Genomic DNA, 15,172 nt, shown 5'->3' with positions numbered 1-15,172 from the left:
GATGCCGATCGTCCCTCCCCGCCTCGATGACCGCAGTTTTGAAGATCTCGTCGACGAGCTCGTCGCGCGCATCCCGGGGCATACCCCGGAATGGACGCACCCGCGGGTCGGAGATCCCGGGCGGACGCTGCTCGAGCTCTTCGCCTGGCTCGCGGATACGATTCTTTATCGCGCGAACCTGATCCCGGAGCGGCAGCGGCTCGCCTTCTTGCGCCTGCTCGGCATCCGGATGCGGCCCGCCGCCGCCGCGACGGGGCTCGTCGCCGTGCGATACCCGGAGAGCGAGCGAAAGCTCCAGCCGACCGTGGTCCTGCGCCCGCTCGCGACGGTGAAGGGGCCGGCCACGTTCGAGACGCGCGCCGAGCTCACCGTGCCCCACGTCTTCGGCGAGGTGTATTGCAAACGCCCGCTCACCGACGACGAGCGCACCGGAATGGCGAAGCTCCTGCCGGGGCTCAGGCGCGTGTATGGCCTCGACGCGAACGAGACGGCGTCGTTTTACAAGACGACCCCGGTTTTTCCGGGCGGCGCCGCCGAGCCGGCGGGGTTCAATCTCGCCACGCGCGCGGTGGATCGATGCCTCTGGATCGCGCTCCTCGCGCCGAAGGTGGATCCGGTGCCGCCCCAGACGTCGGCCGCAGCCGCGGCGGCCGCGGTGACAGCGCTGCGCGAGGATCTCGAGGGCAAGACGACCGGAGCGCCGCGCGTCCTCTCCGTGGGCATTGCTCCGGCGATCGTGGTCCCGGAGCTCTTCGAAGACATCGGCCCCCGCGCCCGCGTCCCGCACACGTGGGAAATCATCGTGCAATCGCCGGCTGGAGCCGAGCCGACGTATCAGAGGCTCGCTGTCGCGCGCGACACGACGATGGGTTTCACCCGCACGGGCGTCGTAGAGCTCGTCATGCCCGGGGGCGGGATCGACGTGCCTGCCGACGACGTGCGAAGAGATCTACATGCGGGCGTCGGCGACAGGCCGCCGCGGCTCGACGATCCGGACAGGGCCTCGCGGCTCGTCGCGTGGATTCGGCTCCGGCCGACCGCGCGCGTCGAATCGCTCGCGCTCGCGTGGGCCTCCGTGCACGCTGTCGAAATCGAGCACCGCACGACCGCGACGGGCGTCGTGATCGGAGAGAGCAACGGCACGGCCGACCAAGAAATGCGTTTACCTGCACGAACCGTCGAGGAAGATTCGCTCGAAATCGAGGTCGAGGAGCCCGGGCTCGGATACCGGGTTTGGCAGAGGATCGACGATCTCGTCTTCGCGGGCCGCGACGACGCTGTTTTCGAGCTCGACGCCGAGGCGGGCACCATTCGATTCGGCGACGGCGCGTGCGGCCGTATCCCGGGCTCCGGGATGCGTGTGCGCGTCGCGCGGGCGAGGGCCGGCGGCGGGAGCGCGGGCAACCTGCCGCCCGGCACGTTGAAGGAGGTCGACGCATTCACGTTGACGGGCGTGCGTCCAGGCAAACTCGAGGTACTGCAGCGGCTGGCGACGACGGGCGGGAAAAACGCCGAGACCCTGGCCGAGGCCGAGCGGCGCATCCCCGCGACGTTGCGCCACGGCGAGCGCGCGGTGACGGCCGACGATTATCGCAGGCTCGCGGCGGAGACCCCGGGCGTGACGCTCGGCCGCGTCGAGGTGCTGCCGCGATTCAAGCCTCACCAGCGCCGCGAGGACGTGCCGGGCGTCGTCTCCGTGATGGCGTTGCCCTTCTCGGGCTCGTTACGCGCGCCGAACCCGCGGGCCGATCGGCCCATGCTCGAGGCCGTGCACGCGCACCTCGACGCGCGCCGCCCGCTTGCGGGCGAGCTTTACGTGATCGGATGCGAATACGTCCCCGTGGGGGTCGGCGTCGGCATCACGATACGCGAGGGGTTCGGTCGCGAGGCGGTCATCAATGCGGTGCGCGAGATCCTCGGTCGTTTCTTGTGGCCGCTCCAGCCGGGAGGGCCCAATGGCGCGGGCTGGCCCATTGCGCGGTCGGTGCGGGATCGTGAAATCGAGGTCGTCGTCGCGCAGGTCCCGGGCGTCGAGACGATCCTCGGCGTGCGCCTCTTCAGCGCCGGGGCGCTCGTGAAGCTCCCGCCGCGCGGCGACGGATCGATGGGCGCTGCCCGTTACGAGCGCGTATTGACGCCGAGAGGCAGCGCCGCGCAGAGCTCCGCGTCCGCCGAGGCGCAGCGCTTCGTCGCGCTCGAGGGCGGGAGCGCGCCGGTCGAGCTCGTCCTCCAGCCCTGGCAGCTGCCCGAATTGCTCGGCGTCGTCGTCGACGCGGACGGCGCGGTGCCGACGGATCTGCATGCGAGCCCCGATCCTTTTGCGGGCGAGCGTGGGATCGCGGTGCCGGTCGTGCCGGAGGTGTGCTGACATGGATGCGAACAAGCAGCGCTTCTGGATGCTCGCGGAGCGCGCTCGCTTTTCGCCCGCGACCCAGCAAGACGAGCATCGGATCCGTTTCGAGGACGAGCGTCGCGCCTTGCGCCTGCAGAGCGTGCTCGCGGATCCGCCGTGGCGGGATGCCAATCAAATCGTTGCTCCGGGCATCATCCTTCCGTACCTGACGAACGTGCCGGCTTCGATCGATCGATTCGGCACGTGGGCGTATTTCGACGGCGTCAACGTCGTCGCGGCCGGCGCGGGGCCCGAGCCGCACGTGATTCTGGATTCGGCGGCGCTCCTTCCGTACGGCAACGTCACCGACGTGGCGATCGGCTACGACGACATCCTTTATGTCGCGGCCGGCGGAAAAGTCATATTGCTGGACCTACGCCGCCGGTTCGCCCCGGTGCTGCTCTCGACCCCGGGTTTTTCGGCGTGGCGGCTCGCGGCGCACCCGGCGGGCGGCTGCGTCGCCCTCTCGGGGCCGATCGCGCCGGGGCAGCTTCAACCGACGCAGTTTCCCTCGCCGATGAGCGCCCGCTTCGCGCGGGTCGTGGGGCGCCCCCTGCCTTTCGTGCCCCCGGAGGCTCCGCCGGGGGTCTTCGAGCCGAGCGAGAGAAACCCGAATCCGCCCGAGATTTCGATGCAATCGCTGGGGCTCTTCCAGGGGATACACCCGGCCGCGGTCGCCGTGAGCCCGGGCGGGCGAGTCGCCGTCGTCTGCTGGCGACAGCCGGCGCAGGATGGGACGATCGCTCCCGCGGAGCTGCGGTTCGTCGGGGAAAACGGTCTCGGCGACGCGATCCCGCTCCAGGGGCTCTCCCGCCCGACGAGCTTCACGTGGCTCGGGGAGGATACAATCGCCGTGATCTTCCGCGTCTCCGAGGGCACGATGCTCGGCGGCAAGGCCGTCGCGCTCGCCTATTCGATCGGAAAAGATGGTGAGCCCGCGGTGCCGCTCGGCGATTATTATCCACTGTCGCCGAAGACGGCTCATTTTTTGCACTCGGTGTCCTCGCCGCCTCATTGCGATCCCGGTGCAGGCGAGCCTCCGGCGCCCTTCCACCAGGTCTCGTTTCCCTCCTATGCGACGAGCGGCGAGATGGTGAACGCCATGGGCGACGGCGTCCCGCCGATCGACGCGGGGGAGCCGGGCGCGACGTGGCACCGCATCTACCTCGAGGCCTGCTTGCCCGTGCGCACGGGCGTCCGCGTCTTTCTAGCCGCGACGAATACGCTCGAGCGCCCGTCTCGGGAGGACGCGGGCGCGTGGTACGAGCACCTTTTCGGCGACGTCGAGCCTCGATCGAATGCGCCCGACGTGCCGCGGGGCGCGTGGGTGCCCGCGGCCTCCGAGCTGCCCTTCCACGAGGGCCTCTTGTCGGGCGACATCGAGCCGGAGCGGAGGGGGCTCTTCACCGCGCTCGTCCAGCGCAGCAACAGGCGCGTGCGCTCGCTCCGGGGCCGTTACCTCTGGGTGCGCATCGAGCTCGTCGGCGACGGCCGCGCGACGCCCGAGGTCGCCGCGTTGAGGATGTATGGCCCCCGTTTTTCCTACTTGAACCAATACCTGCCCGAGCTCTATCGGGAGGAGATCTTCGGCGAGGAGGCCGACGCGTCTCCGGCGCGCGCGACGCCCGCGGATTTTTTGGAGCGTTTTCTCGGGAACGTCGAGGGCGTGCTCACCCCGATCGAGGATCGCGTGGCGAGCGCTTTCATGCTCACCGATCCACGCAAAGCGCCGGACGAATCGCTCGAATGGCTCGCGAGCTTCATCGGCCTGAGCTTCGATCCGCTCGTCCCGGAGGAGCGGCGCCGGCGCCTGCTCGCGGCGGCGCCTCGCATTCGGCCCTGGCGCGGGACGCTCCGGGGTTTGTCGCTCGCGCTCGATGCGGTCACGGACGGCGCCGTCTCCCGGGGAGCGCTCGTCATCGTCGAAGATTTCAGGCTCCGGCGTACGTTCTCGACGATCCTCGGGGCGAACCTCGACACGGAGGACGACCCGCTCCTGCCGGGGCTCGTCGAGAGCGGTAATTCCTATGTGGGGGATACGCTGTTTCTGGGCGCCGAGGGGCAAAAGGAGTTCCTCGCGCTCTTCGGCGAGGGAATCGAGCGGACGGCCGCGGAGCACGAGGCCGTGGAGGCCTTTTTCGAGAGGCTCGCGCATCGCGTGACGATCCTCGTCCACGAGGCGCTCCCCCCGGCCGACATCGCGCTCGTGCGGCGCTTGGCCGAGCTCGAGGCGCCTGCGCACGTGCGTGTCTCCGTCGCGAGGGCGAGCCACCCGTTCATGGTCGGCATTGCCTCGCTCGTGGGCGTCGACAGCTTCCTCGGCGCGCCGGTTTTACCGGGCTCGGTGCGCGTCGGTCGGAGCGCGCTCGGGGTGCGCGACGTCCTCGCCCGTTTGCCCAGCCTGGATCCGAGATTGGAAGGAGGAGATTCGCAATGAGCACGCCGAAGGATCCCCTGCTCGAGGCGGAGGCGCCCGATCGCGTCCATTACGCGACGGGCGTGTTGCTCGATGCCGCAGATTTCGTAGCCGAGCAGTCGTACCATCGCGGCCGGCTCGCGCGGGCGCTCGCGTATCTGCACGGATTTGGGACGGTGGCGGGCCTCTTGGTGCACCACAAGCCGCCCGTGAACGGCAGCGCGGAGGAGCTCGAGGTGAAACCCGGGATCGCACTCGATCCCCTCGGGCGGCTCGTCGAGGTGCCCCGAGCCGCGTGCGTGCGCGTGAAGCGCTGGTACGAGGGGCACGACGAGGATGTCTTCAATGGATCGGTCGTGCGTACGGACGGCAATTACGGCATCGGGCCGGCGACGGGAGAGCCGAACCTCGCGCGCGGCGTCGTGGCCGACGTCTTCCTCCGCTTCTCGAGCCAGCCGCGCGGAAAAACCCCGGCGCTCGCGGCGGGCCCGTTCGACGCGACAGACGCCGTCCAGCCGGCGCGAATGAGGGACGGATACGAGCTCCGGTGGGTGCTGCGCACCGAAAACACCGTGCCGCCCGTCCCCGTGGCGCCGTGGCCTCTGCCCGAGGGCGGCGTGCCATTCACCAATCCGGCAGATCCGAGCGATCTCGTGCAGCGCCGCAGGAACGTGCGAGACACGATCCTCTCGTCCTGGCATGACAACCGCGAGGCGCAGCTCGAGGCGATCCGGAAGGACACGTTCCTGCCCGAATCGATGCGCAAGGATCCGGATACGGTGGACGGAGATCCCGACCCGGCGTGGATCCTGCTCGCTCGGGTCGTCATCGGTATCACGGCAGGGCAAACCGAGACGGCCGACGATGGTACGTCGCGGCCGCTCCGGAATGGCACGGTCTTCGTGGACAAAGAGCACAGGCCTTTCTCGTTGTCCGCGGCGGCACTCTCTTGGTGGTTGGGATTCTGAGGAGCGACCGAGGAGATGGCGATGTCCTTCGATCCGACGAATGTCCCCGCGCGGGGCACCCTTTCGAGCGAGGATGCGGGAGCGCTGCTCGCGAAGGGCGCGCTCGTTGCCGACGACAGGCGCGTGCGCTCGACCTATTTCGACGGCCGGTTCCTGACCGCCAAGGATCTCACGCGCGACCAGGTCCATTTCCTCACGCGCCAGGCCGATCTCGGGCGCGCCATCGGCGGCGGCGTCGTGAGCGGCCTCGTCGTCGACATGGGCACGGTCCGCGGCCGCTCGGATGGAACGATCAAGATTTCGCGCGGGCACGGGCTCACGCTGGGAGGCGAGATCGTCGTGCTCGGCAAGGACGTGACCCTGCGCGTCGACGGAATCCCCGAAATGCAGCAGATCGACGCGGCGCTCGGGCTCGCGCGCATCCCGAATGCGCCGACGCGCACGCGCACGGGCCTCTACGTCCTCGCGCTCCGGCCGGTCGAATACACGACGAACCCCGTCGCGTCGTATCCGACGTCGCTCGACGGCGGGCGGTCGACGCACGACGCGGACATCGTCGAGGCCGTCGCGATCACGCTCTTGCCCTATCCCGAGCGCATCGCGACGGGCACGCTCGACGAGCGCCGGAGCCGCGCGGCCCACGCGATCTTCGTGGAGCGCACGCGCCCGGGCACGCGCGAGGATGCGCTCGCGCTCGCGCTCGTCGCGCTCGATCACGGGGCCCTGCAATGGATCGATTCGTTCCTCGTCCGCCGCGAGGTCGCCCAGGAGCAAGGCAACATCCTCGGCGTCAGCGGCCCGTCGCGACCGCTGCGAGAGGCGCACCTGCTCCAATACGACGCGCACCTCTCCGACGTCCTCGAGGCGCGCGCGCTCATGGGTCGCGGGCAGTCTTTCCCGGCGATCGACCATTTCCTCGCGTTGCCCCCGGCGGGGCGCTTGCCGCTCGCGGCGGTCGACGTCACTGCCGGTAAGCAGTGGTTTTTCCCGCCCGAGGTCGAGGTGTCGCTATCGGTCGTGCCGGACGACGAGCTCGGCGCGGTGCTCGACGAGGCCGCGCACTTGCCGCCCATCGATTTGAGGCTGCAGGGCGTGGCGCTCGAGGGCGCGAGCGTGATCGTGCTCATCCCGGTGCCGCGCGCGCAGATGGACGAAATGACCGCGACGCTTGGGCCCGCGGATCTCGCCACGACGCCGCAGAACCAGGCCGCGTGGGCGGCCGCGGTCGCGCAGACGTCCGGCGGATCGTTGTGGTTCGTCCGTCGAAAGAATTTCACGCCCAAGGGAGTGCTGCATTTACCCTACAGTTGAACCGAACGCGCGAGCCCCGTTTCGAGCTTCAGGAGCCTAGGAAATGGCGATGTCCTCCAATCCGACGACGGTCCCGGCGCGATACAACATCCCGAGCGCACTCGCGCGCACCCTCGCGAAAGACGGCGCGCTCGTCGCGGACGATCGGCGCGTGCGCTCGTCCTATTTCGACGGACGCTTCCTCACTGCGAAAGATCTCACCCGCGATCAGGCGCATTTTGCGACCCGGCAGGCCGATCTCGCGCGGGGCGTCGGAGGCGGCGTCGTCCGGGGGCTGCGCGTCTACCCAGGGATCACCTCGCACGTGCCCGATGGGACGATCAAGATCGACCGCGGGCACGGCATCACGCCGGGCGGCGAAATCGTGGTCCTCGGCGAGGACCTCACGCTCCGGCTCGACGCCGTGCCCGATATCGAGAGGCTCGACGCAGCGTTCGGGATCTCGCGCATCCCGAGTGCGCCGGCCCGCCACCGCACCGGGCTTTATGTCCTCGCGCTCCGCCCGGTCGAATACACGGCGAATCCCGTGGCGCAATACCCCGCGTCGCTCGAGGAGGGGCGCGTCGCGTACGACGCCGATGTCGTCGAGGCGGTCGCGATCACGCTCATCCCGTTCCCGGAGCGCGCCGCGAGCGGATCGCTCGAGGAGCGCAGGCACCGCGCCGTGCACGCGATCTTCGTGAGGGGAGCCTCGCCCGGGGCCCGTGAGGACGTCCTGCCCATCGCGATGGTGGCGCTCGATCACGGCGTCTTGCAATGGATCGATCCCTACCTCGTGCGCCGCGAGGTGGTCGTCGAACGGACGCACGTGCTCGGGGCCGGGAGGCCTTCGCGGTCGCAGTGCGAGGCGCACCTGCTGCAATACGACGCGCACATCTCCGAAGTCTTCGGCGCCAGCGTCGATCAGGCCCAGAGCGGGCCGATAGCCGCGACCAAGCATTTCCTGGCATTGCCGCCGGTCGGGCGCATCCCGAAGGCGTCGATCGACATCACGGGAGGCAAGCAACACTTCTTTCCGCCGGAGATCGAGGTGTCGATCGGCGGCGTACCGGAGGACGAGCTCCCGGCGGTGCTCGACGAATGCATGCTGACGCCGCCGATCGATCTGACGCAAGGGAGCGAGTCGCTCGAGGGGACGAGCGTGATCATCCTCGTGCCGGTGCCCCGCGAGGCGATGATCTTCACCGGCGCGTATTCGCTCAGGGACCTGGCGTCTGCGAGCGCCGACGCGGCGATCTGGCTCTCGGTGATCCAGTCTGCCCCCTCCGAGACGGTTTGGTACGTGCGGCGGAAGAATTTCCTCTCGGCCTCGGCGCTCGGTAAGCTCGAACTGCCGTTGTACAACCCCGATGCCATCCCGCCACCACCGCCGGATCCGGTCGGGCCCGCGTGGGCGTTCATCTCGACCTACCTCTCCGATCTGCAGCTCTTGGAGAATTACGAGATAAAAATCGTGAACCTCCAGAACGGCGAGCTCGACGAGGATCTCGTGCTCGCCGTCGCCGCCTTGCTCCAGCTCCACGCGAACGCCACGCACGTCTTGCGCTGGGGGCTCGTGGGCGAGCTGTTCGCACCTGCAGGGACATTCGCAGACCCGGCCGTGGTCGGGCCGAGGTTCGACACGCTCGACGCGGGGGCGCTGTCCGATATCGAAAGCGCCGTCGAGGGGTCGACGCTCGGGGTCACGGACGAATCGGCCAAGGGCTTTGCCACGAGCCTGTGCGTCCCCGAAATCGTGCGCCACGTGGAGGGCGATAGCCAGGGGGACGGTCTCACGAGGATCGGGCAGTTCCTCGACGGCACCTCGACCGGGGACCAGATCGCGGTCCTCCTGCAAACCTACTTCAATCCGAACACACTCCGGATCACCGGGCCGTCGGGGAGCACCCGGCGCTGAGACCTGAAGGGTAAACCTGCACCATGCGCGTCCGACCCATCGCAGAGCCGTTCGACGGCGAGCACGCCGTCGCAGTGGAACCCCAAATGGCGCCCGCCGTGGAAGCAGGGTGGCGCGCGCGATCGAATCTATATACCGGACGAACCCTGACCCACACCACGCTCGCGGGCGATCAAACCGCGCGCGAGGGGCGGCTCGCCATCGCCGGTCAATGGGTCACGCCCGGCGTCGTCGCGGGGCTCGACGTGCGTTTTTCGCTCGTCGTCGAGAAGAAAATGGTCAACGGCACCGAGACCACCGTCATGGTCTCGTACGTCGAGGTGAGCCCGGGCCGAGGCTTCACCGCGAGGGGCGAGGACGTCGTCGTGCCCCGCAGGCTGCGCGTGAAGTCGACCGACGTGATCCAGCGCAGCCAGGCGTTCTTCCAGCCGCCCACATCCGATGGATGGCCCGCCGGGAGCTTTCATGCAGGTGTGCTCGTATTGCGATCGGTCGTCTGGGAGCGCAAGGATCCGGTCCCCTTCGATCTGGACCCGGAGGATTACGCATTCGAGGATCTACGCATCGTCGAGGGCTGCGAGCTGCTCCTGCACCCGTGGCCGTGGGTGCCCGCGGCGTCGACGCGCAACGAGATCGCCTGGCAGGTCTTCGAGAAGGAACGCGCGCTCGCGCCGGGCGAGGTGTTGCCGTGGGAGATCGAAGGCGTGCCAATCGGGCTCGTCTCCTTGCTCCCCGGATCGGAGACCGGCCACCCTCTCTTTTTCGATCGGCACTCGGTGGTTCGCCGCGGCGGCGCCCCGCGGGCTCGCACCCGGCTCTTCGGCGGAGGAAGCGCGCGGCTCTGGCAGGCGCGCTTCGAGCAGTTCGGCGACGAGATCGCGTCGCTCGATCCCTCGAGATTCGAGGACAAAACGGCCATTCACGATTTCCGGTGGCTGCCCCCCGTCGGTGTTTTGCCCAGGGCCGCGATAGACTTCATTCAGTTGAATACCGAGGGCGCCCCGTGGTTGCTGCAATGGCAAAAGCGGTTCTTTTTCGGCAACTTCTACGTTGAGGTCGCTCCGGTGCCCATCGAGCAGCTCGACGGGATCCTCGCCGCGTGCGCGTCGCTGGCGCCTCTCGATACGCAGGAGGCCACTCGCGTCCGCTTGCTCGTACCCGTGACCGAGCGTGATTACGAGCCAGGGTTGCTCCAGCCCGAGTTCGTGTCGCCGGCGTTCGGAGAGGCCATCTCGAATGGGCTCACCCGCCTCTCGGAGTGGCTGTGGCGCAGGGACTACGTGCGCGAGCGGCAGACGGTCCTGCTCGACTCGCTTGAGGGTAAAAAGACCGATCGGTTCCCATCGGTCGACGCGGGCGCCATCGCGGACGAGCCCGAGCCCTCGCCTCCCGAAGCGTATCCCGAGAAGGCATACGGCACCGACGGCGACCTGATCCCCGCCCTCGAAGAGGCGCTCGCAGCGCGATGGCTCGACGGCACGTGGGAAGATCCTCGGACCCTCAAGGAAAAGATCAACGACGTCGCCGATATCTCGCTCGCGCGCGCCGCGGACGGGGCGCTCGAGGGGCTCGTCGCCAGCGAGATCGGCGCGCATTGGATTCGCCGCGACTCCATAGGCTATCGGGTGACGACCTTGCCCTTCGGATCGAACGAATCGATGTCGCGCGCGGCCGCCGTGAATACGGGGGGCCCGCACGTAGATCTGTTCGGTATCGTGGTTTTTAATGGGCAGCAAGGCCAGCTCCGCCGCTGGCGCTGGTCGAGCACGCTCGGGCGATACGAGATGAGCACGGTCTACACCGGGTTCAATCCCACGGCCTCGCTCGCGGCCGTATCCCTCGGCAATGGGTACGCTGCCGTCTTCGTCGTGAGCGGCAACGATCTCCATTGTATCGTCCAGAGCCTGTCCAGCAACCTGAACGTGATCGTCGCGTCGCGGCAGCTGCCCACCCCGCAGGTGTTCACCGGCTCCGTCTCGGCGATCTTCCACGGGGGAAAGGCCTACGTCTTCGCGAGCGTCTACGATGGCAACACGAAGCTCACCTGGTATTCGGCAACCATCAGCACCTCCCATCCATCCTCCATCCATCGCGTGGTCGGCGCAGGCCGTGAACGCCGCCGTCAAGCCGGCGACGACGAAGAGCATCGGCCTCGTCGCCACCAATTCGTCGAGGATCGACGTCGTCGTGAACCAGGACGACGAGCCCATGATGCGCGGATGGCTCGAAAACAATGTTTTCCAGGGTATCGAGCAGGTGACCGGTGACGACTCCATCGGCTCGTTCGCGGTCACGCAGCGGCGCGAGGGGTTCCTCGATCTCGTTTATCACGATAACTCGAACAACAGGGTCGTTCATCGGTTGCTCGGCGGGGCGAATTCGCGCGTGATCGCCGCGTGGGACTACCGTGGTACGATCGTCCTCGACGCGGTGCGCACGCCCGAAGGCGGGTTCGAGGTGATCGACGCCCTCCAGCCGCCGGCCGGCGGTGGGTACTCCCTCCATCATTACGTGAAGAAAGCGGACGACGCGCGCCAGATGATCGCGCAGAAGGGCCTCCAGGGGCTCGTCGCGGAGATCGATCAGAAGAGGCAAAAGGTCGAGGATTTCATCGAGAGCGGGTTCCTCCGCGTCCAGAGCGAGGTGCAGCGCGCGAGGCAGCTCATGATCACGGGGACGACCGAGGCGAGCCGGCTCGCGGTGTCGCCGGTCCTCGGCGTCGCCATGGGGCAGAGCCCGGCCGCCACGCGATACGATCTCGAAGGTCTCTTTCGCCGCACGCGATCGCGCAGCGAGCGCCGAAAGCTCAGCCTGCCCGACGCGGTGGAGGCGCTCTCGGACGCGGCCAACACCAAGGCCGACATCCTCGGCAGCGTCGCGTGGCTCGTCCGCGAATACGATCTCGACACGACGAAGCTCGTCATCCGAGGCCTCGCGTACCTCGAGGGGGAGCAAGTGGTGTTGGCCCAGAAAAACGGCGAACCGACGAAGGTCGTCCTGCGCGAGGACATACCCCTCGAGCTCATGTATTGGTCGAACAGCGCAGTCCAGGCAGTGATGACCCGGATCAAGGCCGAGGTGGAGCGCATCCCGGCCACGCTCGTCCATAACATGCTCTCGTGGGCCGAAGGCGATTACTTTCGGGCTGCGGTGGAGCTCCACGAGCATTCGCTCGCGCTCCTGCGCGATCTCGAGCGGGTGGCGGGGGGGCTCGTCGACGTTGCCGAGTATTACGAGAAGGTCAAAGCCAAGATCGGGGAGTTCGTGAAGGAGGCCGGCGTGCGCCTCCAGGAAATCGAAGGCGAGGTGGCCGAGGCGCGGGTCGACATCACCGCCGCGCGCGCGCTGCTCGCCGAGGAAACGATTCGCGTCGACGGGGTCAATGCGCGGCGCCTGGACGTCTTGCAGAATCGAGTGCCGTATTTCGTGTACCACCGGCCCCGCGGCATCGACCCCGCGGCAGAGATGCCCGCGGTCGATCTCATCCCCGGATCACTCGGGGCCATCCTGCCCGCGGCCTTCGCGACGACGGTCGAGCCGCCGGACGATCTGCGCGAGCTTCTCGATCTCTTGCGCGACGCGCCGCTCGGCTGGTTCACGCAGGGTCCGGTGATCCTGCGGGATTTGGACAAACTCGACATCCTCCGGCGCGCGCTGCTCATGGCGCGGGCGCGCGCAGGCGTGGCGCCCGAGCGGGTGTTCGTCGCGGTGAGCCCCGCCGCCGTGAAGCTCACGGGGATGTGGAACGCGTGGTCGGGGGCGGTCAAAAACAAACGCGTCGCGTCGGCGGGTTACGTCATTCGTCCGAAAGAGGAGCAGAGCCTGAGGGATCTGCGGCGCGCCGCGGAGGAGATCGTTTCGCTCGGCGATCTGGCCTCGGGAGAGCACGGCGGGCCTCGCGTGGCCCGGCGCGCGGCCGAGGAGCTCGAGCACATCGCACGCGTCGCGACGAGCGTTTATCTGCGCTTCGGCAAGGTGCCGGCGACCTTGCGGCTCGCGTGGTCGGAGGTCATGGGGCCCTACGATCCGGCCGTGGGCCTGCGGAGCCTCGCTGCATTGCCGCGATGGGACGAGGTCGACGTCGTCCTGCGGCTCCACTTGCAGGCGCTCGTCGATTGGCTCTTCTCGCGCGTGAATGCGGCCGAGCCCGAGGCGATGGGCCTGATGAACGACATCGTGCGCGCGGCGCTCCTGCTCGCGAGCCACGTGCCCGTGGATCGGCTCGTGTCGGGCCCGGTGGCGAAGGACGTGCTCGCGAAAGTCGGCGGGCTCTTCGAGGTGACCGTGGACGCGGAGCGGTTGCGCGCGGGGATGCACGCCATCGTCGCGGTCGAGTCGAATACGGTGCAAGGGGTCGTGGAGGATCTCGGCCCGAATGCGGCATTCGTGCGCGTCATTCGCGCGACCGCTTCGGCCGTGCAGATCCCGAAGGGCGCGACGGTCACGTTCTCCGAGCCGTCCTCGGGGGCGAACACGTGACGGTGGAGGCGCTGCGGCGTGTGGGGACCTTGCGCCTCCAGGCGAGGCGCGAGGAGCTCGTGCGCCGCGGCGCGCTTTTGTTCGAGGACGCGCTCCGGACGGCTTCATTACCGGGGGCAGGGCCGGGGCGGGTGCTCCTCTTGCGTTGGCTCGATATCGGTGTGATACGCGCCGACATGCCGCCCGCGAGCGTGGCGCTCGCGCTCGAGCAGCGGGTGCGCGCACTCGTGTCGTCGGCGGTGCACGGCGAAGAGCCCGGTGCCGAGCGCGCGGAGGTGGTGTTTTTTCGCGACGAAATCGAGCCCTTCGTGGCGCTCGCGCGGCGCTTGGGCCGGGGCGGGCGCGCGGACGCGTGGTTTTGGCCGCACGCGGCACCGGGGTTCGTCCCGGGGATGGGTCGCGAAGAAGCGCTGCGATTTGCGCTGCGGGGCGTGATGGAGACCGGCGCGGGGCCACTCGCGGCGGCGGCGCTCGTCGAGGCACTTTTTTCGACGCGCGGGGCGCTCGAGCCGCTGCTGTTCGTTTTGCGATGGCAGGAGGGATCGGCGCTCGTACGGTCGCTCGGAGGGATGACGGCCGAGGCGCGTATGGTTGTCCAGACAGACTCGATGAGTGCGGCAGCGCCTTCGATACGCACGAAATCGTTTCGCGAGAACATCGCTCGGTTCGCCGCGAGCTGGGGGCCGAGCGACGCGCGATCGGTATGGCTCACGGCGATGTTTTTGTTGATCGAGGAGCCCGGTCGAATCGCGGATCCGCGCCTTGCAGAGCGCGCGGCGGCGGTCGCGACGGCGATCGTCGCTACAAACGGAGACCCGCAGGCGCGAGGGCAAACCACGACGAAGGACGAGGCCGTGGCAGAGCCGCCACTCGCAGCGCCGGCGCCCGCGGGCGAGTTTGTCGAAACGAACTCGGCGGGCGGGCGTGTCGAATTCAAAGGGAAACCCGCGCGAGACGCCGGCGAGGAGACGGACGGAGCGAGCGTGGGCGTCGCGGGCGAACCCCGCCCGGAAAAACCCCTCCCGGGCGGATCTCGTGAAGGGGGTGGGTTGTCCGAAGCTTCGCCGAGGGTCGTTTCCGACGAACCCGCCGTGGCCGCGCGGATCGCGGGCCTTTCGGGACTCGCGAACGGAGCGCGTGTCGGGAAAGTTTCACCCGACGCGGCGGACGAAGAGCCCTGGACGCCGGGGGGCTGGGGCGACGGAATTCTGCGGCCCACGGTGGTCGGCGGCTTGTTTTTCTTGATTCCGGTGCTCGAGCAAATCGGGATTTCGGCGCGGCTCGAGGCCGATCCGCGCCTCTTCGACGTCGGGCTCGCGGCGCGCTTCTTCGCCAGCGTCGCTCGTCGTTTCGGCGCGCCTGCCGAAGATGCCGCGTTGCTCGCGCTCGGCGGCGATCGCGTGGACGCGAGCTTCGAAGACCCGGCGCTCGGGGAGGAGGTCGAGAGGCTCGTGCGCGAGCTCCTGCTTGAGGCGCGGAGGTATTTCCGGAGAAACCTTCGGCTCGGGCTACGCGACGTGGTCTGCCGCCCGGGCCGCATTGGGTCGACGCGCACGCACATCGACGTCGTCTTCGATCTGGAAGCGGCCGACATCCGCGTGAGGCGAGCGGGGCTCGATCTGGACCCGGGATGGGTGCCTTGGCTCGGCCGGGTGGTGAGGTATCATTATCTGCACGGCGCAGACGCGTGAAGGGGAGCCCGGGAAGAC

At 68.6% G+C, this 15,172-nt stretch carries 7 protein-coding genes; all 7 read left to right on the top strand.

The annotated features are described in order from the left end of the window. Window position 1 precedes the first annotated feature (1 nt). The 7 genes from POL67_RS41380 to POL67_RS41350 all read left to right on the top strand — a co-directional run bounded on the left by POL67_RS41380 (window position 2) and on the right by POL67_RS41350 (window position 15,154). Window positions 2-2,368, top strand: a complete 2,367-nt coding sequence (locus POL67_RS41380; RefSeq protein WP_271926558.1) for a putative baseplate assembly protein — start codon at window positions 2-4, stop codon at window positions 2,366-2,368. A 1-nt stretch (window position 2,369) separates the two neighbouring features. Further along, window positions 2,370-4,829 carry a phage tail protein gene (locus POL67_RS41375; RefSeq protein WP_271926557.1) on the top strand — a complete coding sequence of 820 codons (2,460 nt, stop codon included), beginning with the start codon at window positions 2,370-2,372 and terminating at the stop codon, window positions 4,827-4,829. After that, on the top strand, window positions 4,826-5,776 hold the full coding sequence (locus tag POL67_RS41370) for a hypothetical protein (RefSeq protein WP_271926555.1): 951 nt from the start codon (window positions 4,826-4,828) through the stop codon (window positions 5,774-5,776). The genes POL67_RS41375 and POL67_RS41370 overlap by 4 nt, the downstream gene beginning before the upstream one ends. 21 nt (window positions 5,777-5,797) lie before the next feature. Continuing rightward, window positions 5,798-7,087, top strand: a complete 1,290-nt coding sequence (locus POL67_RS41365; RefSeq protein WP_271926553.1) for a hypothetical protein — start codon at window positions 5,798-5,800, stop codon at window positions 7,085-7,087. A 49-nt stretch (window positions 7,088-7,136) separates the two neighbouring features. Further along, window positions 7,137-8,984, top strand: coding sequence for a hypothetical protein (locus POL67_RS41360; protein ID WP_271926551.1), 1,848 nt, complete (start codon window positions 7,137-7,139; stop codon window positions 8,982-8,984). Window positions 8,985-11,093: 2,109 nt separating this feature from the next. Beyond that, on the top strand, window positions 11,094-13,463 hold the full coding sequence (locus tag POL67_RS41355; RefSeq protein ID WP_271926549.1) for a hypothetical protein: 2,370 nt from the start codon (window positions 11,094-11,096) through the stop codon (window positions 13,461-13,463). Next, on the top strand, window positions 13,460-15,154 hold the full coding sequence (locus tag POL67_RS41350) for a hypothetical protein (protein WP_271926546.1): 1,695 nt from the start codon (window positions 13,460-13,462) through the stop codon (window positions 15,152-15,154). Before POL67_RS41355 ends, POL67_RS41350 begins: the two co-directional genes overlap by 4 nt. Window positions 15,155-15,172 lie beyond the last annotated feature (18 nt).

The organism is Polyangium mundeleinium, from assembly GCF_028369105.1.
Classification (GTDB): Bacteria; Myxococcota_A; Polyangia; order Polyangiales; family Polyangiaceae; genus Polyangium; species Polyangium mundeleinium.
The sequence above is the reverse complement of the archived record's forward strand: the minus strand, read 5'-3'. Positions and strand labels throughout refer to the sequence as shown.